At 69.6% G+C, this 19,361-nt stretch carries 21 protein-coding genes; all 21 read left to right on the forward strand.

Features of this window, described 5'->3' with window-relative positions; genetic code table 11:
- Positions 1 to 22: 22 nt before the first annotated feature.
- The 21 genes from ACLJRL_RS40450 (at position 23) to ACLJRL_RS40550 (ending at position 19,342) form a co-directional block, all read left to right on the forward strand.
- Entirely contained in the window at positions 23 to 1,417 is a 1,395-nt protein-coding gene (locus ACLJRL_RS40450) for an ammonium transporter (protein WP_410661714.1), read from the forward strand.
- Positions 1,414 to 1,752: a P-II family nitrogen regulator gene (locus ACLJRL_RS40455; protein WP_410661715.1), complete on the forward strand. Its 339-nt coding sequence runs from the start codon at positions 1,414 to 1,416 to the stop codon at positions 1,750 to 1,752. The genes ACLJRL_RS40450 and ACLJRL_RS40455 overlap by 4 nt, the downstream gene beginning before the upstream one ends.
- 9 nt (positions 1,753 to 1,761) lie before the next feature.
- Entirely contained in the window at positions 1,762 to 4,077 is a 2,316-nt protein-coding gene (locus tag ACLJRL_RS40460; RefSeq protein ID WP_410661716.1) for a [protein-PII] uridylyltransferase, read from the forward strand.
- Positions 4,078 to 4,156: 79 nt separating this feature from the next.
- Positions 4,157 to 4,558 carry a hypothetical protein gene (locus ACLJRL_RS40465; RefSeq protein ID WP_410661717.1) on the forward strand — a complete coding sequence of 134 codons (402 nt, stop codon included), beginning with the start codon at positions 4,157 to 4,159 and terminating at the stop codon, positions 4,556 to 4,558.
- A 49-nt stretch (positions 4,559 to 4,607) separates the two neighbouring features.
- On the forward strand, positions 4,608 to 5,474 hold the full coding sequence (locus ACLJRL_RS40470) for a Ku protein (RefSeq protein WP_410661718.1): 867 nt from the start codon (positions 4,608 to 4,610) through the stop codon (positions 5,472 to 5,474).
- Positions 5,475 to 5,835: 361 nt separating this feature from the next.
- On the forward strand, positions 5,836 to 7,386 hold the full coding sequence (ffh, locus tag ACLJRL_RS40475) for a signal recognition particle protein (protein WP_410661719.1): 1,551 nt from the start codon (positions 5,836 to 5,838) through the stop codon (positions 7,384 to 7,386).
- Between the two features lie 3 nt (positions 7,387 to 7,389).
- Positions 7,390 to 8,463, forward strand: coding sequence for an amidohydrolase family protein (locus tag ACLJRL_RS40480; protein ID WP_410661720.1), 1,074 nt, complete (start codon positions 7,390 to 7,392; stop codon positions 8,461 to 8,463).
- Positions 8,464 to 8,508: 45 nt separating this feature from the next.
- Complete coding sequence (locus tag ACLJRL_RS40485) at positions 8,509 to 9,258, forward strand: CPBP family intramembrane glutamic endopeptidase (protein WP_410661753.1); 750 nt, start codon at positions 8,509 to 8,511, stop codon at positions 9,256 to 9,258.
- A gap of 57 nt (positions 9,259 to 9,315) precedes the next feature.
- Complete coding sequence (locus tag ACLJRL_RS40490; protein WP_410661721.1) at positions 9,316 to 10,122, forward strand: CPBP family intramembrane glutamic endopeptidase; 807 nt, start codon at positions 9,316 to 9,318, stop codon at positions 10,120 to 10,122.
- 187 nt (positions 10,123 to 10,309) lie between these two features.
- A complete protein-coding gene (gene rpsP, locus ACLJRL_RS40495; RefSeq protein ID WP_410661722.1) occupies positions 10,310 to 10,756 on the forward strand; it encodes a 30S ribosomal protein S16 in 447 nt (148 codons plus the stop codon).
- Positions 10,753 to 10,992: an RNA-binding protein gene (locus ACLJRL_RS40500; RefSeq protein ID WP_003103110.1), complete on the forward strand. Its 240-nt coding sequence runs from the start codon at positions 10,753 to 10,755 to the stop codon at positions 10,990 to 10,992. The genes rpsP and ACLJRL_RS40500 overlap by 4 nt, the downstream gene beginning before the upstream one ends.
- A 26-nt stretch (positions 10,993 to 11,018) precedes the next feature.
- Entirely contained in the window at positions 11,019 to 11,531 is a 513-nt protein-coding gene (gene rimM, locus ACLJRL_RS40505; protein ID WP_410661723.1) for a ribosome maturation factor RimM, read from the forward strand.
- Positions 11,531 to 12,295 carry a tRNA (guanosine(37)-N1)-methyltransferase TrmD gene (gene trmD / locus ACLJRL_RS40510; protein ID WP_410661724.1) on the forward strand — a complete coding sequence of 255 codons (765 nt, stop codon included), beginning with the start codon at positions 11,531 to 11,533 and terminating at the stop codon, positions 12,293 to 12,295. The genes rimM and trmD overlap by 1 nt, the downstream gene beginning before the upstream one ends.
- 182 nt (positions 12,296 to 12,477) lie before the next feature.
- Positions 12,478 to 12,846, forward strand: coding sequence for a 50S ribosomal protein L19 (gene rplS / locus ACLJRL_RS40515; RefSeq protein ID WP_410661725.1), 369 nt, complete (start codon positions 12,478 to 12,480; stop codon positions 12,844 to 12,846).
- 31 nt (positions 12,847 to 12,877) lie between these two features.
- Entirely contained in the window at positions 12,878 to 13,807 is a 930-nt protein-coding gene (gene lepB, locus ACLJRL_RS40520; RefSeq protein WP_410661726.1) for a signal peptidase I, read from the forward strand.
- 58 nt (positions 13,808 to 13,865) lie between these two features.
- On the forward strand, positions 13,866 to 14,645 hold the full coding sequence (locus tag ACLJRL_RS40525) for a ribonuclease HII (protein WP_410661754.1): 780 nt from the start codon (positions 13,866 to 13,868) through the stop codon (positions 14,643 to 14,645).
- The gene (locus ACLJRL_RS40530) at positions 14,642 to 14,965 is read left to right on the forward strand and encodes a DUF2469 domain-containing protein (RefSeq protein WP_378241162.1); all 324 of its coding nucleotides are present in this window, start codon (positions 14,642 to 14,644) and stop codon (positions 14,963 to 14,965) included. Before ACLJRL_RS40525 ends, ACLJRL_RS40530 begins: the two co-directional genes overlap by 4 nt.
- A 233-nt stretch (positions 14,966 to 15,198) precedes the next feature.
- The gene (locus ACLJRL_RS40535) at positions 15,199 to 15,585 is read left to right on the forward strand and encodes a YraN family protein (protein WP_410661727.1); all 387 of its coding nucleotides are present in this window, start codon (positions 15,199 to 15,201) and stop codon (positions 15,583 to 15,585) included.
- Positions 15,585 to 17,096, forward strand: a complete 1,512-nt coding sequence (locus tag ACLJRL_RS40540) for a YifB family Mg chelatase-like AAA ATPase (RefSeq protein WP_410661728.1) — start codon at positions 15,585 to 15,587, stop codon at positions 17,094 to 17,096. The genes ACLJRL_RS40535 and ACLJRL_RS40540 overlap by 1 nt, the downstream gene beginning before the upstream one ends.
- Entirely contained in the window at positions 17,093 to 18,232 is a 1,140-nt protein-coding gene (gene dprA / locus ACLJRL_RS40545; RefSeq protein ID WP_410661729.1) for a DNA-processing protein DprA, read from the forward strand. Before ACLJRL_RS40540 ends, dprA begins: the two co-directional genes overlap by 4 nt.
- A gap of 105 nt (positions 18,233 to 18,337) precedes the next feature.
- Positions 18,338 to 19,342 (forward strand): tyrosine recombinase XerC, encoded by a 1,005-nt coding sequence (locus tag ACLJRL_RS40550; RefSeq protein ID WP_410661730.1) that lies wholly within the window; start codon positions 18,338 to 18,340, stop codon positions 19,340 to 19,342.
- Positions 19,343 to 19,361: the final 19 nt, after the last annotated feature.

The raw sequence follows: 19,361 nt of genomic DNA on the forward strand, positions 1-19,361 counted from the left end.
CCCCAGGCACGGGAGGAAGATTGTGCTGAACGCAGGAGACACCGCATGGGTACTGGCCAGCGCCGCGCTGGTCATGCTCATGACCCCAGGATTGGCGTTCTTCTACGGCGGCATGGTCCGCGCGAAGAGCGTCTTGAACATGTTGATGATGAACTTCATCGCCCTGGCCGTCGTCGGAGTCCTTTGGACGCTGTACGGCTTCACGATGGCGTTCGGAAACGACTTGGGCGGCGGGCTGCTAGGCGGCTTCGACTTCGCCGGTCTCTCCGACATCTCCGGCAAACTCGCCGGTTTCGCCACGGCCGCGACCGACACCGCTCCCGAGGTCGCCTGGCCCGGCGCGGACGGGCTGCCGCTCTTCGCCTTCGTGATGTTCCAGCTGATGTTCGCGATCATCACGCCCGCACTGATCTCCGGTGCCATCGCCGACCGCGCCAAGTTCTGGGGCTGGACGCTGTTCGTCGCCGTCTGGGTGACGATCGTGTACTTCCCGGTGGCGCACTGGGTGTTCTCGTTCAACGGCTTCATCGGCCCGGACGCGGTCGGCGGCTGGATCGCCAACCAGCTCAAGGCACTCGACTTCGCCGGTGGTACCGCGGTCCACATCAACGCCGGCGCGGCGGGGCTCGCCTTGGCGATCGTGCTCGGTAAGCGCAAGGGCTGGCCGAAGAACACCGGACGTCCGCACAACGTGCCGTTCGTCCTGCTGGGTGCCTCGCTGCTGTGGTTCGGCTGGTACGGCTTCAACGCCGGTTCGGCGCTGGCCGCCAACGACCTCGCCGCCGTGGCGTTCACCAACACCACCGTCGCGACCGCGGCCGCGGTGCTCGGCTGGCTGATCGTCGAACAGATCAAGGTCGGCAAGCCGACGACCCTCGGTGCCGCTTCGGGCGCCGTCGCCGGTCTCGTCGCGATCACCCCGGCGGCCGGTTTCGTCAGCCCGCTGGGTGCCATCGCCATCGGTCTCATCGCCGGTGTCCTGTGCGCCCTGGCGATCAGCCTCAAGTTCCGCTTCGGTCTCGACGACTCCCTCGACGTCGTCGGCGTCCACCTCGTCGGTGGTCTCGTGGGTACGCTGCTCATCGGCTTCTTCGGCACCACCAGCGTCAACTCGCTCGGCGTCGACGGTCTCCTCTACGGCGGTGGGTTCGGCCAGCTCGGTATCCAGGCCGCCGCGGCCGGTGCCGTGCTCGCCTACTCGTTCGTGCTCACCTTCATCATCGGCTGGGTGATCAAGAAGCTCGGCGGGTTCCGCGTCAGCGCGGAGGACGAGGTCAGTGGTATCGATGAGGCCCAGCACGCGGAGAGCGCGTACGACTTCTCCGGATCGGGTGGCGGCCTCGGCCAGCCGACCACGATCCCGGTCAAGGCGCCCACCGGCAAGGCGGCCACGAAACTCGAGGAGAGCAAGGCATGAAGCTGATCACCGCGATCGTCAAGCCGTTCACGCTCGACGACGTCCGCTCCTCGCTGGAACAGCTGGGCGTGCTCGGCATGACGGTCAGCGAAGTGCAGGGCTACGGCAGGCAGAAGGGCCACACCGAGGTCTACCGGGGTGCCGAGTACTCCGTGGACTTCGTGGCGAAGCTGAGGCTGGAGGTCGTCACCGACGACGCCAACGTCGAGAAGGTCCTCGACGCGATCACCACGGCCGCCCACACCGGCAAGATCGGTGACGGAAAGATCTGGGTGACGTCGGTGGAGACGGTGATCCGGGTACGGACCGGCGAACGCGGCTCGGACGCCCTATAGGCGTCACGGATGGCCGACGGGGGTGAGCTGGTCAAGGCCACCGAGCGACTGCTCGAGGGCAGGCACGGGAGGCTGGGGGCGTCCGCGTTGCGGGCGGCACTGGTCGACCTCTACGAATTCTGGTTGGGCAAGGGCGCCGCGGCGGCCGGCGTCGACACCGCTGAACCCGGTGTCGCGCTGGCCGCCGTGGGCGGCCTCGGGCGCAGCGAACTGGTGCCCTTCTCCGACCTCGACCTGTTGTTGCTGCACAACGGCAACTCCCGGGTCGGCGAGATCGCCGACGCGATCTGGTACCCGTTGTGGGACGCCAAGATCGGCCTCGACCACTCGGTCCGCACGCCGGGTGAGGCGCTGAAGGTGGCGTCCGAGGATCTGCGGACCGCGATGGGGCTGCTCGACCTCCGGCATATCGCCGGGGACGCCGAGATCACCGGCAGGCTGGCGGCCGCGGCGCGGGACCAGTGGCGGCGCACGGCCCGCAAGCGGGTCGGCGAGGTGTCGGACTCGGTGCGTCAGCGCTGGGCCCGCAGCGGTGAGATCGCGCAGTCCGCCGAGCCGGATCTCAAACACGGCCGGGGCGGGCTCCGTGACTTCGCCGTCCTGGAAGCGATGGCGGCGGCACAGCTGACCGCCAGGCCGGGCGAAGAACTCCTGGCCGCCAAGGGTCTGCTGCTCGACGTCCGGACGGAACTGCGGCGGGAACTGCGTCGCGAGCGTGACATCCTCAGTGCTCCGGAAGCCGAGACGGTCGCGGGCGAGCTCGGATTCGGTGACCGGTTCACCTTGGCGCGCAAGCTTTCCGGGGTCGGGCGGACGATCGCCTACGCGGTCGACGTCGCGCTGCGGTCCACTGTGGAACCGCCGAAGGCGCGGTTCGGGCGGCGGCCGGTGCGGACGCCGCTCGACGAGGGCGTCGTCCTGCACGGGAACGAGGTCGCGCTGGCGCGGGACGCGGTGCCGGCCAAGGATCCGGCGCTGCTGCTGCGGGTGGCCGCGGCGTCGGCCCGGATCCGGAAGCCCATCTCGCACGGGACCTTGCGGGCACTCGCCGAGACGGCGCCGGAACTGCGGGCGCCGTGGCCACCGGACGCGTTGAAGGCGCTGGTGGAACTGCTCGGCGCGGGTGACGGCCTGGTCGACGCAGTCGAGGCGCTCGACCGGACGGGCCTGTGGGCGCGGCTGTTCCCCGAATGGGGTGCGGTGCGCGATCTCCCGCCGAGGTCGCCGGTGCATTCGTGGACCGTCGACAGGCATCTGGTGCAGGCCGCGGTGGAGGCGTCGAAACTGACGACCACGGTTTCACGGCCGGACCTGCTGCTGATCGGCGCGCTGCTGCACGACATCGGGAAGGGCCGCGACGCGGACCATTCCGAACTCGGCGCGAAGATCAGCGCGCAGGTGGCGGCCCGGCTCGGGCTGACGGTGGCGGATGCCGCGCTGGTCTCGTCGATGGTGCGGCATCACCTGCTGCTGCCGCATACCGCGACCCGGCGGGACATCAGCGACCCGGCCACGATCCTGCGGGTGATGAAGACCCTCGACGAGGATCTGGTCCTGCTCGAACTGCTGCACGCCCTGACGGCGGCCGATTCGCTGGCCACCGGACCGGGCGTGTGGACGGACTGGAAGGCCCGGCTGCTCGCCGAACTCGTGTCCGGTTGTGAGGAAGCCTTACACGGCAAGGGTTTCGTCCCGCCGGAGCCGATGGGCGCCGAGCAACGGGAACTCGTCGCCGAAGCCGTCGCGTCCGGTCGTGGCGAAGTGCGGATCACCGCCGCGGGCAAGGTCGTCACGGTGGTGCTCGCGGTTCCGGCTCGCGCCGAACTGCTGGCGCCGGCGGCGGGCGTGCTCGCGCTCAACTCCCTGGAGGTCCACGCCGCGGTGCTGCGCGGGCACGACGGGGGACGGGCGGGAGTCTTCACCGCGTCGCCCAAGTTCGGCTCGCTGCCGGACGTCACGTTGCTGCGGGAGCAGTTCGCGCGGGCGGTGGCGGGGACGCTGCCGCTCACCCAGCGGCTCGCGGCGAAGGAACGGGACTACGGCGGCGGCGCGGCACCGGCGGCCGGGGCGAAGGTGGTCTGGTTCGACGACGAGACCAGCGGCCGGGACACGGTCGTGGTCGAACTCCGCGCCGCGGACCGGATCGGGCTGCTGTACCGGGTCGCGGGCGCGCTGCGGCGGTGCGAGGCCGAAGTGCGCTGGGCGAAGGTGGCCACGCTCGGTGGCGCCGTCGTCGACTCATTCGCCGTCGCGCCGAGGACCGGGCGGATCGACCAGGAGTGGCGGTCGAAGATCGAGGCCGCCCTGCTGGCCGCGGCCTCCTGACACCCGCCCCGGGCGAGAGCAAAGGTCCCTTGCTCTCGTCCGGGGTGTCGTGTGGGTGGCGGAGCGTGGCGGTGGCAGGATGTGCGCCGTGCTTGGGCGCGAGCAGAACCCACCCGGACCGCAGCGGCTCACGCTGCCGCCGACCGTCGTCGCCTCCCACCTGCGGAGCTGCGCGGACGACCTCGCCACGTCACTGACCGCGTCCGGCACCGCCGCGACCGTTCCCGAACTGCTCCAGGTGGTCGAACAGCTCGTCGCGGGCCAGCAGGCCTTGGCCGTCGCGCTGGAAGGTCTGGCCCACCGCGTCGAAGGCGGGGGCGGGAACGCCTTGGCCGCCGCGCCCGAGACCGACGTCGAGGTGGTCTCGGAAGTACTCCGAGCGGCCGCCACCGCTGTCGGCTGTTCGGCCGACGCACTGGCCGAAGCCGGCCCGTCCTTCGAATGTGTGAGCGAATCAGTCGCACCGAATACCCGTTTGTAGCTGTCCCGCCGCTCCGGCGCGTGGAACGCTGACCAAGCGGAGGTGGGCCATGCGCGCGGTGTGGAAAGGCACGATCGGTTTCGGGACCTACGCCATCCCGGTGAAGGCGTACAGCGCGACCGAAGAGCACAACGTTCCGCTCCACCAGGTGCACGAGCCGGACGGCGGCCGGGTACGGGTGAAGTGGGTCTGCGAGGTCGACGGTGCCGAGGTGCCCGCCGCCGAGATCGCCAAGGGACATCCCGTCCCGGGCGGCGACGTCGTTCTGCTGACCGGCCGGGACTTCGCGTCGCTGCTGGCGCCGACCACCCAGTCGATGGACGTCCTCGGCTTCACCCCGGCCGAGCAGGTCGACTCGATGTACTTCGCCCGCAGCTACTACCTCGAACCGGAACCGGCGGGCACCAAGCCCTACGTGCTCCTGAGCGAGGCGCTGCAGCAGTCCGGGCGCATCGCGATCGTGAAGGTGACCCTGCGGCAGCGTGAGGCGCTTGGCGCGTTGCGCGTGCGGGACCAGGTGATCCTGCTCGAGACGATGCTGTGGCCCGACGAGATCCGGCGGCCCGACTTCCCGTTCCTGCACGAGGACGTCGACCTGCGGCGCGGTGAGCTGCGGAACGCGGTCTCGCTGATCGAGGACCTCACCCAGGACTTCGAGCCCGCCCGCTACACCGATCACTACCGGGAAGCGCTGGAAGCGCTCATCCAGGCCAAACTCGACGGCGACGACGTCCTCCAGCCGACCGCCGCCGAACAGGCCGAAGGCGTGACGCGGCTACTGGCGGCTTTGCAGCAGAGCGCCGTCGAGGCCGACGATGCCGCCGCCGGCCGCGCGAAGACGGCTACGGGCAAGGCGCGAGAGGCGCGTACGCGAGCGAAGAAGGCTTCGGCCAAGTCACGCGCCAAGACCAGTTGAGTAGTTCTACTCAGGGATAGTTGAGGGTCTTCACGCTGCCGTGACCCCACGGTGACCGGGCAAGGTTATGCCATCGCGCGGAGAGAGCGTGGGAAGCGAATCGCCTGGTACTGGGGGTCCGGCGAAACGAAATCCCGCGACGCTCGCCAAGTGTGCTTACGGTCGGCTCGCGGGGAGGCGAGTCTTCCGTAGGGGCTCCGATACCGGCTTGCGAGGGGCGGCCGGTCTCGGAGCCCTGTTTTCTTTTGCGCTCCCGGCCGTCCGCAACCGTCTCGAACGCCGACTCCGAACACCGACTACCCTGGGAAGCCGCCGGTCCGCACCGGCTCGCCACAACGACCCAGCTGGAGCGTGCACACCCGTGTTCGACACCCTCTCCGATCGGCTCACGTCCGCCCTGCAGACCCTGTCTCGCAAGGGCAGGCTCTCCGACGCCGACATCGACGCCACCGCGCGTGAGATCCGTATCGCGCTGCTCGAAGCGGATGTCGCGCTCGCCGTGGTCAAGGACTTCATCGCCAAGATCAAGGAACGCGCCAAGGGCGCCGAGGTGCACGGCGCGCTGAACCCGGCGCAGCAGGTCATCAAGATCGTCAACGAGGAACTCGTCACCATCCTCGGCGGCGAGACCAGGCGGCTCACGTTCGCGAAGAACCCGCCGACGGTGATCATGCTCGCGGGTCTGCAGGGTGCCGGTAAGACCACTCTCGCCGGCAAGCTCGCGATGTGGCTGAAGAAGCAGGGCCACGCGCCGATGCTGGTCGCCTGTGACCTCCAGCGCCCCAACGCCGTCACGCAGCTGCAGGTCGTCGGTGAGCGGGCCGGGGTCGCGGTCTTCGCCCCCGAGCCGGGTAACGGCGTCGGCGACCCGGTCGACGTCGCCCGCCGCGCCATCGAAGAGGCCAAGCGCGCCCAGCACGACATCGTCCTGGTCGACACCGCCGGCCGTCTCGGTGTCGACGAAGAGCTGATGAAGCAGGCCGCGGACATCCGCGACGCCGTGTCGCCGGACGAGACGCTGTTCGTCGTCGACGCGATGATCGGTCAGGACGCGGTCACCACGGCCGAGGCCTTCCGCGACGGGGTCGGCTTCTCCGGCGTCGTGCTCACCAAGCTCGACGGTGACGCCCGCGGTGGTGCCGCGCTGTCGGTCCGCCAGGTCACCGGCCAGCCGATCCTGTTCGCCTCCAACGGTGAGAAGCTCGAAGACTTCGACCTCTTCCACCCGGACCGGATGGCCAGCCGGATCCTCGGCATGGGCGACATGCTCAGCCTCATCGAGCAGGCCGAGCAGCATTTCGACCAGGAGAAGGCCGAGCAGACCGCCGCCAAGCTCGGCAGCGGCCAGCTCACCCTCGAAGACTTCCTCGAGCAGATGCTCGCGGTCCGCAAGATGGGCCCGATCGGCAACCTGCTCGGCATGCTGCCCGGCGCCGGGCAGATGAAGGACCAGCTCGCGCAGGTCGACGACAAGCAGCTCGACAAGCTGCAGGCGATCATCCGCGGGATGACCCCCGCCGAGCGCGACGACCCGAAGATCATCAACGCCTCCCGCCGGATCCGGATCTCGAAGGGCTCGGGCGTCGCCATCCGCGACGTCAACGACCTGGTCAACCGGTTCTTCGAAGCGCGCAAGATGATGGCGCAGATGGCGGGCCGGTTCGGCTTCGGCGGCGCTGGAGGCGGCGGCAGCAAGAACCGTAAGGGCAAGAAGGGGAAGAAGGGCAAGGGGCGCGGCCCGACGCAGCCCAAGGTCCGCGGCGGCTTCCCCGGTGGCATGCCGATGCTGCCCCCGGGCGGGATGCCCGGCGGCGGCGGCGGTGGCGGGATGCCCGATCTCTCGCAGCTCGGCGGAATGAACGACGTACCCGGTTTCGACCCGACGAAGTTCAAGTTCCCGAAGGACAAGTAAGCGGTGGAGGCCCTGCACCTCGCGGGTGTCGTGCTGCCCGAAGGCGAGCACCGTGAGCTGTGGATCACCGGCGGCCGGATCTCCACCGAACCGGTCGCCGGAGCGGAAACCGTTGTCCGGGAAGGCTTTCTCGTCCCCGGGCTGGTCGACGCGCACTGTCATCCCGGGATCGGGGTCGGCGGCGCGGTCACCCTCGAAGAGGCGACCGAACAGGCGATCACCGACCGAGACGCCGGCACGCTGCTGATCCGCGACTGCGGTCTGCCGATCGACGTCCGGCCCCTGCAGGAGCGGGCCGACCTGCCGCGGATCATCCGCGCGGGACGGCATATCGCCCTGCGCAAGCGCTACATCCCCGGTCTCGGCATCGAACTCGAAGACCCCGCCGAACTGCCGAAGGCGGTGGCGGAACAGGCCCGCGACGGCGACGGCTGGGTGAAGCTCGTCGGCGACTGGATCGACCGCGGCGTCGGGGATCTCGCGCCGCTGTGGCCCGACGACGTCCTCGCCGAGGCCATCGCGGTCGCGCACGCCGAGGGCGCGCGGGTGACCGCCCATGTCTTCGGCCAAGCCGCTTTGCCCGGTTTGATCGCCGCGGGGATCGACTGTCTCGAACACGGCACGGAACTGTCGCCGGATCAGCTGGGCGTCCTCGCCGAACGCGGCGTGGCCCTTGTGCCGACGCTGATCAACATCGAGAACTTCCCCGGGATCGCGGACAAGGCGGGCAAGTACCCGGCCTACGCCGAGCACATGCGGGCCCTGCACGCGGGTGTCGGGGAGATGGTCTCGACGGCGATCGAGGCAGGCGTGCCGGTGTACGCGGGCAGCGACGCGGGCGGTATGGTCGAGCACGGCAGGCTCGTCGACGAGATCGAAGCCCTGCACAAGGCCGGTATGTCCGCCGAACGGGCGCTGGGCTCGGCGTCGTGGACGGCCCGGGAGTGGCTGGGTGTGCCGGGGATCGCCGACGGCGCCTCCGCCGATCTGCTCGTCTACCCGTCCGACCCGCGCGAAGACCTCGCCGTGCTGCGGCACCCGAGTCACATCGTCCTGCGAGGCCGGATCTACGCCTGACCCGCCTCCGACCGTGACCGTGGTGGCACTTAGCGTGGGGGAGTGGTGGACGACGGGCAGGCCCGCGAGCGTCTCGTACTCGGAGCGCACTGGGGATTCGTAGCGTTCTTCGCGGGCATCGCCGGGTATCACCTCGTCACGCTCGTCATGAGCTTCGTGCTGTCGGGACGCTTCGGCGGTTACGACCCGCTCGAACTCCGTGACGTCGGCCCGCTGCTGATCCTCGCGTTCCTCCCGACCCTCGTTCTCGGCCTGGGTCCCGCGCTCGGCTCACGGGTCTGGGGCGAGGGGCTCCGTGCGGACTTCGGCCTGCGGCCCACCTGGCGCGACGTCCGGATCGGGCTCGCCTGCGGAGCGGCCGCGCTCGGGGCCGGCTACCTGCTGAACCTGCTCCTGCTCGCCGTCTACGGGACCGACAGCGACGACACCGGCGTCGCCGAATTCTCGAACAGCCCGATCACCGAACTGTCCGGGACCACCGAAGGCGACACCGTCTGGCTGGTACTGGCCGCCGTCATCGTCGTCTTCGCCGCCCCGGTCACCGAAGAACTGCTGTTCCGCGGCACGCTCTGGAACGCGATGGGCTTCCACCGCCTGCCCTCGTGGGTGATCCTCCTGGTCACCGCGCTGGTGTTCGCCCAGCTGCACGGCGAAGCCGCGCGGACCATCGCGCTGTTCGGGCAGGGGATCGCGATCGGTCTCGCGCGGTATCTTTCCGGCCGGGTGAGTGCGGCCGTCATCGCGCACGCGGCGAACAACCTCCCACCGGCTGTATTGCTCTTCGTGGCGAGGTGATCGACGCTCCGGGCGGTTAGAGTCTGTGGGTAACCGAACGATCACCGGAGGATCGGCGTGACCGTATCTCAGCCCAGGGAGCCGATCCCCGAGGCCGCGCCGCCGGAGGAACTCGCTCCCGGAGGTGCGGTGACCGTGCCCGGTACGCCACTGCCGCATCGCTGGGGATTCGGAGCCTTCCTGCTGGTGGAGGCCGTCCTGCTCGCGTCCGCGGCGTTCATCAGCGTCCTGCTGGGCGACGTCCAGCCAGGTCAGCCGCTGCCGATGCGGATGGTGCTGCTCGGCACGATGGTGCCGACGATGATCGCCGCCGGGGTCGCGCTGCTGATCACCCGGCTCCGCGGCAACGGCCCGTTCGCCGACCTGCGGATCGGCTGGAGCTGGGCCGACGTCAAGATCGGCCTCAAACTCGGCGTGCTCGGCCTCGGGTTCACCTCGCTCGCCGCCTACGTCTGGACGCAGCTCGTCGGCGACGCGAACGCGACGTCCGCGATCAGCGCGCTCGTCGAGGACCGGCGGATGTCGGTGTCGGCGGCCTTGGTGATGTTCTTCTACCTGTGGCTGGTCGGGCCGATCTGCGAGGAGATCATCTACCGCGGCGTCCTGTGGGGCGCCGTCGAACGGCTGCAGTGGCGCACCGAGCGCTGGGGGAGGATCGCGGCGTTCCTGGTCTCCACCGCCATCTTCGCGGCGAGCCATCTCGAACCGCTGCGCACCACGTTGCTGCTGGTGATCGCGGTGCCGATCGGACTGGCGAGGGTGTTCACCGGGCGCCTGCTCGGCAGCGTCGTCGCGCACCAGGTCAACAACTTCCTCCCGGCCGTGACGATCCTGCTCGCGTCACTCGGGATCGCGACCTTCTGACAGTCAGTCGGCGCCAGGTCGGTTGAGGCCGGGCTGAACCCGTCTGGCAGAATGTACGCTTGCCTGCTTTGGCCGGACCCTCTCACCGCGCCCGAGCTCCGGACATTCGGGTGTGCGCAGCCGTTCCCCACTCGGCTCTCGTACGCCTTCCACATGCATCAGAGAGAACTGAGGAGTACCCACACCCGTGGCCGTCAAGATCAAGCTTCAGCGTCTCGGCAAGATCCGTGCGCCGTACTACCGCATCATCGTCGCCGACGCGCGCACCCGCCGTGATGGCAAGGCCATCGAGACGATCGGCAAGTACCACCCGAAGGAAGAGCCGAGCTTCATCGAGGTCGACACCGAGCGGGCCCAGCACTGGCTGTCCGTCGGCGCCCAGCCGACCGAGCCGGTCCTGAACCTGCTCAAGATCACCGGTGACTGGCAGAAGTTCAAGGGCCTGCCGGGCGCCGAGGGCACCCTCCGGGTCGCCGAGCCGAAGCCGTCGAAGCAGGACCTGTTCAACGCCGCGCTCGCCGCCGCCGGTGACTCGACCTCCGCCGAGGCCACCACGCCGAAGAAGAAGTCCGCCCCGAAGAAGGCCGAAGCCGACAAGGCGGCCGCCGCCGAGGGTGACAAGGCCGAGGCGTGAGCTTCCTCGCTGACTCCCTCGAACACCTGGTGCGCGGGATCGTCGACAACCCGGACGAGGTCCGGGTCGAGCTGCTGACCACACGTCGTGGCCGCACGCTCGAGGTGCACGTGCACCCCGACGATCTCGGCAAGGTGATCGGCCGGGGCGGTCGTACCGCGACCGCTCTGCGCACCGTCATGGGCGGCATCGGTGGCCGCGGCGTCCGTGTGGACGTCGTCGACACCGATCGCTGACCACGGACACAACGGGACACATCGAGATGGACGTCGTAGTCGGCCGGATCGCCAAGGCGCACGGAATCCGCGGGGAACTCGCGGTGGACGTGCGCACGGACTCGCCGGAACAGCGGTTCGCCGTCGGTTCGGCCGTCATGACGAAGCTGCGCGACGGCAGCAGCAGAAATCTCACCATCGCAGCCGCCCGCGAACACAGCGGGCGGCTGCTGGTGCGTTTCGAAGAGGTGCCGACCAGGGATGTCGCGGAAACACTCCGCGGCGCCCTGCTGATCGCCGACACCGCTTCGCTGCCGCCGACGGACGACCCCGACGAGTTCTACGACCACGAGCTGGAAGGCCTGCGGGCCGAACTCGCGGACGGCACGCTCGTCGGCAAGGTGCTCGAAATCGTGCACTCCGCGGCGGGAGAACTGCTGTCGATCGAGCACGACGGACGCGAGGTACTCGTGCCGTTCGTGAAGGCGATCGTCCCGGCGGTCGACGTCCCGGGCGGCCGCGTGGTCCTCGACCCGCCGGAAGGCCTGCTGGACGCCTGATGCGCCTCGACGTCGTCACGATCTTCCCCGAATACCTCGACCCGCTGCGCGCCGCGCTGCTCGGGCGCGCCATCGACCGCGGCCTCATCGAGGTCGGGGTACACGACCTGCGGAACTGGACGGCGGACGTCCACCGCGCCGTCGACGACGCCCCGTACGGCGGCGGACCCGGCATGGTGATGAAACCGCAGATCTGGGGCCCCGCCCTCGACGAGGTCTGCGGCGACACCACCCGGCTCGTCGTCCCGACCCCCGCCGGCCGCCCCTTCACCCAGGCCATGGCCCACCAGTACGCCGCCGAGGAACACCTGGTCTTCGCGTGCGGCCGCTACGAGGGCATCGACCAGCGGGTGATCGACGACGCCGCACGACGCATGCCCGTCGACGAGGTCTCGATCGGCGACTACGTCCTCGTCGGCGGCGAAGCGGCGGTACTGGTGATGGTCGAGGCCGTCGTCCGGCTGCTGCCCGGCGTCCTCGGGAACTCACGCTCCGCCGAGGAGGACTCCTTCTCCGACGGCCTGCTCGAAGGCCCCAGCTACACCCGGCCGGAGGTCTGGCGAGACCTGGCCGTACCCGACGTCCTGCGCTCGGGCAACCACGCCCTGATCGACCGCTGGCGCCGCGACCAAGCACTCGAACGCACGGTCCGGCGCAGGCCGGAACTCATCGACCGGCTGCCGGAAGGTAGTCTCGACAAGCACGACCTCGGGGTCCTTGAACGACAGGACGAGGACGCCGACCAGGCCGGGTCAAACACCTGAGTCCTGGTCTGCAATACTTGACAGGTTGGCGAGAGCAGACGCGCGAATTTTTACGCCTGACAGCTGTCGGGGTGGAAGACGCGAGGTCCGCCGGAACGCCATCAGCCCCCGGGTAGGTCGCAGTGCCGACACTGCGCGCCCAAGCTGCACGTAAGCCATACGAAGACGAGGACGGACCACCGATGAACACCCTGGACGCGCTGGACGCGCAGTCACTGCGTTCCGACATCCCGGACTTCCGACCGGGCGACACGCTCAAGGTTCACGTCCGCGTCATCGAGGGCAACCGCGAGCGTAACCAGATCTTCCAGGGCGTCGTTCTGCGTCGCCAGGGCGGCGGCATCAGCGAGACCTTCACGGTCCGCAAGGTGTCGTTCGGCATCGGCGTCGAGCGCACCTTCCCGGTGCACACGCCGAACATCGCGCAGATCGAGGTCTTCAAGCGCGGCGACGTCCGCCGCGCGAAGCTGTACTACCTCCGTGAGCTTCGCGGCAAGGCCGCCAAGATCAAGGAACGCCGCGAAAACCGCGAGACGACCTCGGCTAACTGAGTAGCCACGCGGTTACCGGTAGCCTGGCGTCGTGGTCGAACCCGTGTCCCAGAACACCTCCGAAGACGAGCCCGATCGCCCCGACGAGGAGCGCCCCACCCGGGCCTCCCGACGGGGTCGATCCGGCTCCAAGAAATTCGGCAAGGTCAATAAAAAGCGGTCGTTCTGGAAAGAACTGCCCATCCTGATCGTCGTCGCACTCGTGCTGACGATCTTGATCCAGCAGTTCCTCGCCAAGGTCTACATGATCCCCTCGGGATCCATGGAGACCACACTCCACGGCTGCAGTGGGTGCACGGGCGACCGGATCCTGGTCGACCGGATCACGTACGACTTCACCGATCCCGGCCCGGGCGACGTGGTGGTCTTCAAGGGACCGCCGGCCTGGGCGGGCGAGATCGAGGCGCCGGAGTCGAGCAACGTCTTCGTCACCGGATTCCGCGCGCTGGGTTCCCTGATCGGCTTCGCGCCGCCGGACGAGCGGGACTTCGTCAAGCGGATCATCGCGGTCGGCGGCCAGACAGTGCAGTGCTGCGACCAGAATCGTGTGGTCGTGGACGGCAAGGCACTCGACGAGCCGTACATCCACTGGGAAGAGGGCATGGAGCCCACCCAGAAGTCGTTCGAGCCGGTCAAGGTGCCCGCCGGATACGTCTGGGTGATGGGCGACAACCGCAACAACTCCAGCGACTCCCGGTTCCAGGGCGGCGGTGGGGTCAACGGCGCGGTCCCGGTCGACAACATCATCGGCAAGGCGCGTGTCATCGTGCTCCCGCCGGGCCGCTGGGGTGGCGTTTCGGACCACAACCCGCAGGCGAACGCGCAGCCGCTGGCGCTGGGTGCGTCGGCATGGCAGCAGGGGCTTCCCCTGGGCGTCGGCATCGCCGCGGCGTGGCCCGTGGTCTTCTTCGGCAGGCGGATGTCGGCGGGCGTGCGCAAGGCGGTCGACCGGAGGCAGTAGGGCCTTGAGAGTTCCAGTACCGCTCACACCGGCCGAACCGCTTCGGCCGCCGAGGGCAGTGGTGCGCGGCGACCTCTTCTGGGGGTTGCAGGGCGCGCTGGACCGGAGGGGCCTCGGGCCTGTCGCCGGTGTCGACGAGGCTGGGCGCGGTGCTTGCGCCGGCCCGCTCGTCGTGGCCGCGTGCGTCCTGCGTTCCGGTGACGCGGCGCGGCTGCCCGAGCTCACCGATTCGAAGGTCCTCACGGCCAAGGCCCGCGACCGGGTGTACGACCGGGTCGTCCAGCGTGCGCTGGACTACGCCGTCATCGTCATCCCGGCCGCCGAGGTCGACCTGTTCGGCATCCACGTCATGAACCTCGAAGGCATGCGCCGCGCGGTCTGCGCCCTGCGGAACACACCCGGCTATGTCCTGACCGACGGTTTCCGCGTGTCCGGACTGCCCGCTCCGAGCGTGCCGGTGATCAAGGGGGACAAGGCCGTCGCGTGCGTGGCAGCGGCGTCCGTGCTGGCCAAGGTCACCCGGGACCGGATCATGAGCGATCTGCACAACGTCCACCCGCACTACGGTTTCGACGTGCACAAGGGGTACAGCACCACCGAGCACAGCGCGGCGCTGACCGAGCACGGCCCGAGCCCGGTGCACCGCTGGTCGTACACGAATGTCGCCACTTCGGCGGCCGCACACGGTGCGCGACCGCCTCACCCGGTGGTGCTGACCGTCGCGGCACTGGAAAACCCGAGCGTGCCGATACGTGCCCTCGGCCCGTACGTGGGTAACAATGAACGCTTCGCCGCTGGAGCAGCAGCAGAATCGCGAGGAGGGGCGCGGATTTCATGAGCGCAGAGGATCTCGAGAAGTACGAGACCGAGATGGAGCTCTCGCTTTACCGCGAGTATCGCGACATAGTCGGCCAGTTTTCGTACGTGGTGGAGACCGAGCGGCGGTTCTATCTGGCCAACGCCGTCGACGTGCAGGTGCGCGACGGCGGTGGCGAGGTGTACTTCGAGGTCCGCATGTCCGACGCGTGGGTGTGGGACATGTACCGGCCTGCCAGGTTCGTCAAGCACGTCCGCGTCATCACGTTCAAGGACGTCAACGTCGAAGAACTCGACAAACCGGATCTCCGGCTGCCGGAGGAAGGCCCGTTCTCGGGCTGACCGGCCGGTTTCCGGAAACCCCGCCTCCATTTCGGCACCGCCGGCCTAGCACTGCTAGGTCGGCGGCTTAGCATGGGCCACCGACGATTTTCGCGCCGCGAGTTCTCGCTGTGCGCGTTTTATCCACAACACCCCAGTTGTCCACAGGCCGCCGAATCGAGCCTGTCCGTCTCCTGATCACCCTGGCAGCGTTGGTCGCACACGAACTGTGACGATCGCTGAGGGGGATCGAGATGATGAGCACGGACGAACGCCCGTCCGCCGGTGCATCACGTATCGAGCTGGGGCGCTGGGGCGAGGAACTCGCGGCCAGGCATCTGGAAAGCGCGGGCTACGTCGTCCTGAGCCGCAACTGGCATTGCCGCGAGGGCGAACTGGATCTTGTCGCGACCGACAGGGAACGCCTGATCTTCTGCGAAGTGAAGACGCGGACCGGTCTGGGCTTCGGCACTCCGGCCGAGGCGGTGACGCCGGACAAGGCGGACCGCATCCGCCGTCTCGCGCACCACTGGCAACGCGCGTTCATGCTCCGCTGGTGCCCGGTCCGCTACGACATCATCGCGATCGTCGCCCGGCCCGGTGCCCGCCCGACGGTGCGGCATATCAAGGCGGCGTTCTGATGGCCTTGGCGAAATCGTGGTCCGTCGCCCTGCTCGGCGTCGAGGGCAAGATGATCGAGATCGAGGCCGATATCGGTGGCGGCGCCCCGAAGGTGACGATGGTGGGGCTGCCCGACGCCGGTTTGAAGGAGGCCAAGGACAGGGTCCGGTCCGCCGTGCGGAACTCGCAGCAGGCCTGGCCGGACGAGAGGGTGATCCTCGGCCTGTCCCCGGCGAACCTGCCGAAGGTCGGGTCCGGGTACGACCTCGGCATCGCCGCGGCCGTCCTCGCCGCCACCGGGTCGGTTCCGGCCACGAAGCTCCTGGACACCGTGCTGCTCGGCGAACTCGCCTTGGACGGCCGGGTGCGGGCCGTCCGCGGCGTCCTGCCGGGGCTGCTGGCGGCGCGTAATGCCGGCTACCGGCGGGCCGTGGTACCCGCGGAGTCGTTGTTCGAAGCCGCCCTCGTGGACGGTCTGGAGGTCGGCGGGGTAGCCCGGCTGAGCGATTTCGTGGCCTGGCTCAAGGGTGAAGGCGAGCTGGAGCGGCCCGGCCCGGCCGTGCTCACGGATCAGCCGCAGGTGCCCGACCTCGCCGACGTCGTGGGACAGCCGGAAGCCCGCTGGGCGCTGGAAGTCGCCGCGGCCGGCGGTCATCACCTGCTCATGACCGGGCCACCGGGGGTAGGCAAGACGATGCTCGCCAAACGCCTTCCCGGCCTTCTCCCGCGGCTGACCGCCGAAGAGTCGTTGCAGGTCACCGCCGTCCACTCGATCGACGGTTCGCTGTCACGGGCCGCGCCGCTGGTCACCGTGCCGCCGTTCGTCGCCCCGCACCATTCGATCAGCGTGCCCGCGCTGATCGGCGGCGGCAGCGGCCTCGCCGCGCCCGGCGCCATCAGCCGGGCACATCGGGGCATTTTGTTCCTCGACGAAGTCTGCGAATTCGGCCCGGAAAGGCTGGAGTCGCTCCGCACGGTGCTCGAAGACGGTGAGGTGCGGATCGCCAGGGTCAAGGGCTCCGTGTGCTATCCGGCGCGCTTTCAGCTGATCCTCGCCACGAATCCGTGCCCTTGTGCCCCGGCCAAAGACGCCGACTGCATCTGCTCGGCGACCGCCCGGCGGCGATATTGGGGCCGGCTGTCCGGGCCTTTACTCGATCGGGTGGATCTGAGGGTCCGGCTACGCCCGCTTTCCGTGCTCATCGCCCAACGGGGAGAGCTGCCCGAAACCTCGGCGGCCGTCCGGGAACGGGTCCTGGAGGCTCGGGAGCGAGCCGTCAAACGGTGGGCCGACCACGGCTGGCCGACGAACGCCGAGGTTCCCGGCCCGGTGCTGCGTCGCGAGTTCGCCCTTCCCGTGCAGGTCACGGCCTTGCTGGATCGCGCGCTCGAACGGGGAGCGCTCACCGCCCGCGGCGCGGACAGGTGTCTTCGCATCGCCTGGACACTCGCCGATCTGAAAGGCGCCGATCAACCGGACTCGGACGAGGTCGCCGCCGCGCTCAACTTCCGGGAGAGGTCATTCGGATGAGTGAATTCGAAGCAGAGCGGATCGCGCGTTCCTATCTCCTGCGCGTGGCCGAGCCACCGGCGCCGGCCCTGGTCGATTTCGTCGCGGAACACGGCCCGGTCGTCGCCGCGGAACGGGTGCGGCGTGCGGACTGCCCGCCGAAGGTGCGCGACGAGACGGCGGCGCGGCGGGCGCACGGCTCCGCGGAGCGGGATCTGGAACGAGCGTCCGCCGTCGAGACCCGGCTCGTCATCCCCGAGGACGACGAATGGCCTGCTTGGCCCCTGCTTTCGCTGTCCGTCGCACGAGGGCGGGGCGTTTCCGGGACGGCACCTCCGCTCGCGTTGTGGGTACGCGGCCCGGCCCGGCTCGACGAGGCGGTGGACCAGGCGATCGCCATCGTCGGCGCTCGCGCGGCGACGGGGTACGGAGAGCACAACGCCGCCGAACTGGGCTGGGGCCTGGCGAGTCGGGGGATCCCGGTGTTTTCGGGTGCCGCCTACGGTATCGACGGCGCGGCCCATCGAGGCGCGCTCGGCGCGTCGGGCACCACGGTCGCCCTGCTCGGCTGCGGAATCGACGCCGGATACCCCGCCCAGCACACGACCTTGCTCCGCAGTATCGGGAGCACCGGCGCGGTGGTCAGCGAGTACCCGCCCGGCACGCCGCCGGCGAGGCACCGGTTCCTCGTCCGCAACAGGCTCATCGCGGCGCTCACCGAGGGGACCGTCGTGGTCGAAGCGGGCAGGCGCAGTGGTGCGCGGAACACCGCCGGGACCGCGGGGACGCTGGGCAAGGTCGTGATGGCGATGCCGGGACCGGTGTCGTCGGGGATGTCCGCCGGCTGCCACGAGCTGATCCGCGAAGGCCGGGCCACGCTGGTGACCTCGGTCGACGAGATCCTCGAGACCGCCGGACGGCTCGGGCAGGTGAGCGCGGACCCGGAGAAACCCCGCCGCCGCACCGACCGGCTGGGGCCGGAGGCGTCGCGCGTGCACGACGCGCTGGCCGAACGTTCGGCGAAACCTGAAGAACGGATCGCGGCCGAATCCGGGATCCCGGTCGAGCGGATCCGGTCCCTGCTGCCCGAACTCGAACTGGACGGTTTCGCGGAAAGAGGTGACTCAGGGTGGCGAAGACGGACCGCCAAGACCTGACTGGCCTACACCCGAGACGCCATCCCGGCACGATCCGACCACGGACACCGCAACAGGGTGCGGCGATACTTGACCATCCGCCGTACATCGCGCAGCGTGATCGGCATGCCGCCGACCGAAGGTCCCCCCGGCACGGGAAAACGCGCGCGCAGACCGGATCTGCGCGCCGCCCGTGCCGCGCTGCCGGAACGCGTCCGGAAGCTGATCGACGACTACGACCGGCACCTGACCCTGGAGCGCGGGCTGTCCGCGCATACGGTGCGCGCCTACCTCGGCGACGTGGTCGCGCTGCTCGGCTTCGTGGAAGAGAGCGGCGGCAGGTTCTCCGACCTCGACATCTCGGTGCTGCGGGGCTGGCTCGCCCGCCAGCTCGCGGAAGGAGCCAGCCGCACGACGCTGGCCAGGCGGGCGGCGGCGGCCCGCACCTTCACCGCGTGGGCCCACCGCGGTGGCGCGCTCGCGACCGATCCGGGGGGACGGCTGGTGGCGCCGCGCGCGCACCGCAAGCTTCCCGGGGTCCTCCGCGCGGACCAGGCGAGCGAGGTCATGCGCTTCTCAGCCGCCGGTGCCGAACAGCGTGACCCGGTGGCTTTGCGGGACAGTGCCATCGTGGAACTGCTCTACGCGACCGGTGTCCGGGTCTCCGAACTGTGCGGGCTCGACGTGGGCGACGTCGATTTCTCCCGCCGGGTCGTGCTCGTGCTGGGCAAGGGCGGCAAGGAACGGGTCGTCCCGTTCGGCGTCCCCGCCGAAAAGGCGCTGCGAGCCTGGCTGGACGAGGGCCGCGGAAAACTCGCCGTTCCGGCCGAGAGCGCCCAAGGCAAGGTCGAGACCGCGGTCTTCCTCGGCGCGCGCGGCGGCAGGCTCGATCCGCGGGCCGCTCGCCGGGTGGTCCACGACGCCGTCGGTTCGGTACCGGGCGCGAGCGACATGGGCCCGCACGGCCTGAGGCATTCGGCGGCCACTCATCTGCTCGAAGGCGGTGCCGATCTTCGGAGCGTTCAGGAACTGCTTGGTCACGCTACGCTGGCCACAACGCAGCTCTACACTCATGTGACCGTCGATCGGCTGAAGGCGATCCACGACCGCGCACATCCCCGGGCTCGCTGATGCAGGGGAGAACTCGGCC

The organism is Amycolatopsis sp. lyj-112 (assembly GCF_046549055.1).
GTDB lineage: Bacteria > Actinomycetota > Actinomycetes > Mycobacteriales > Pseudonocardiaceae > Amycolatopsis.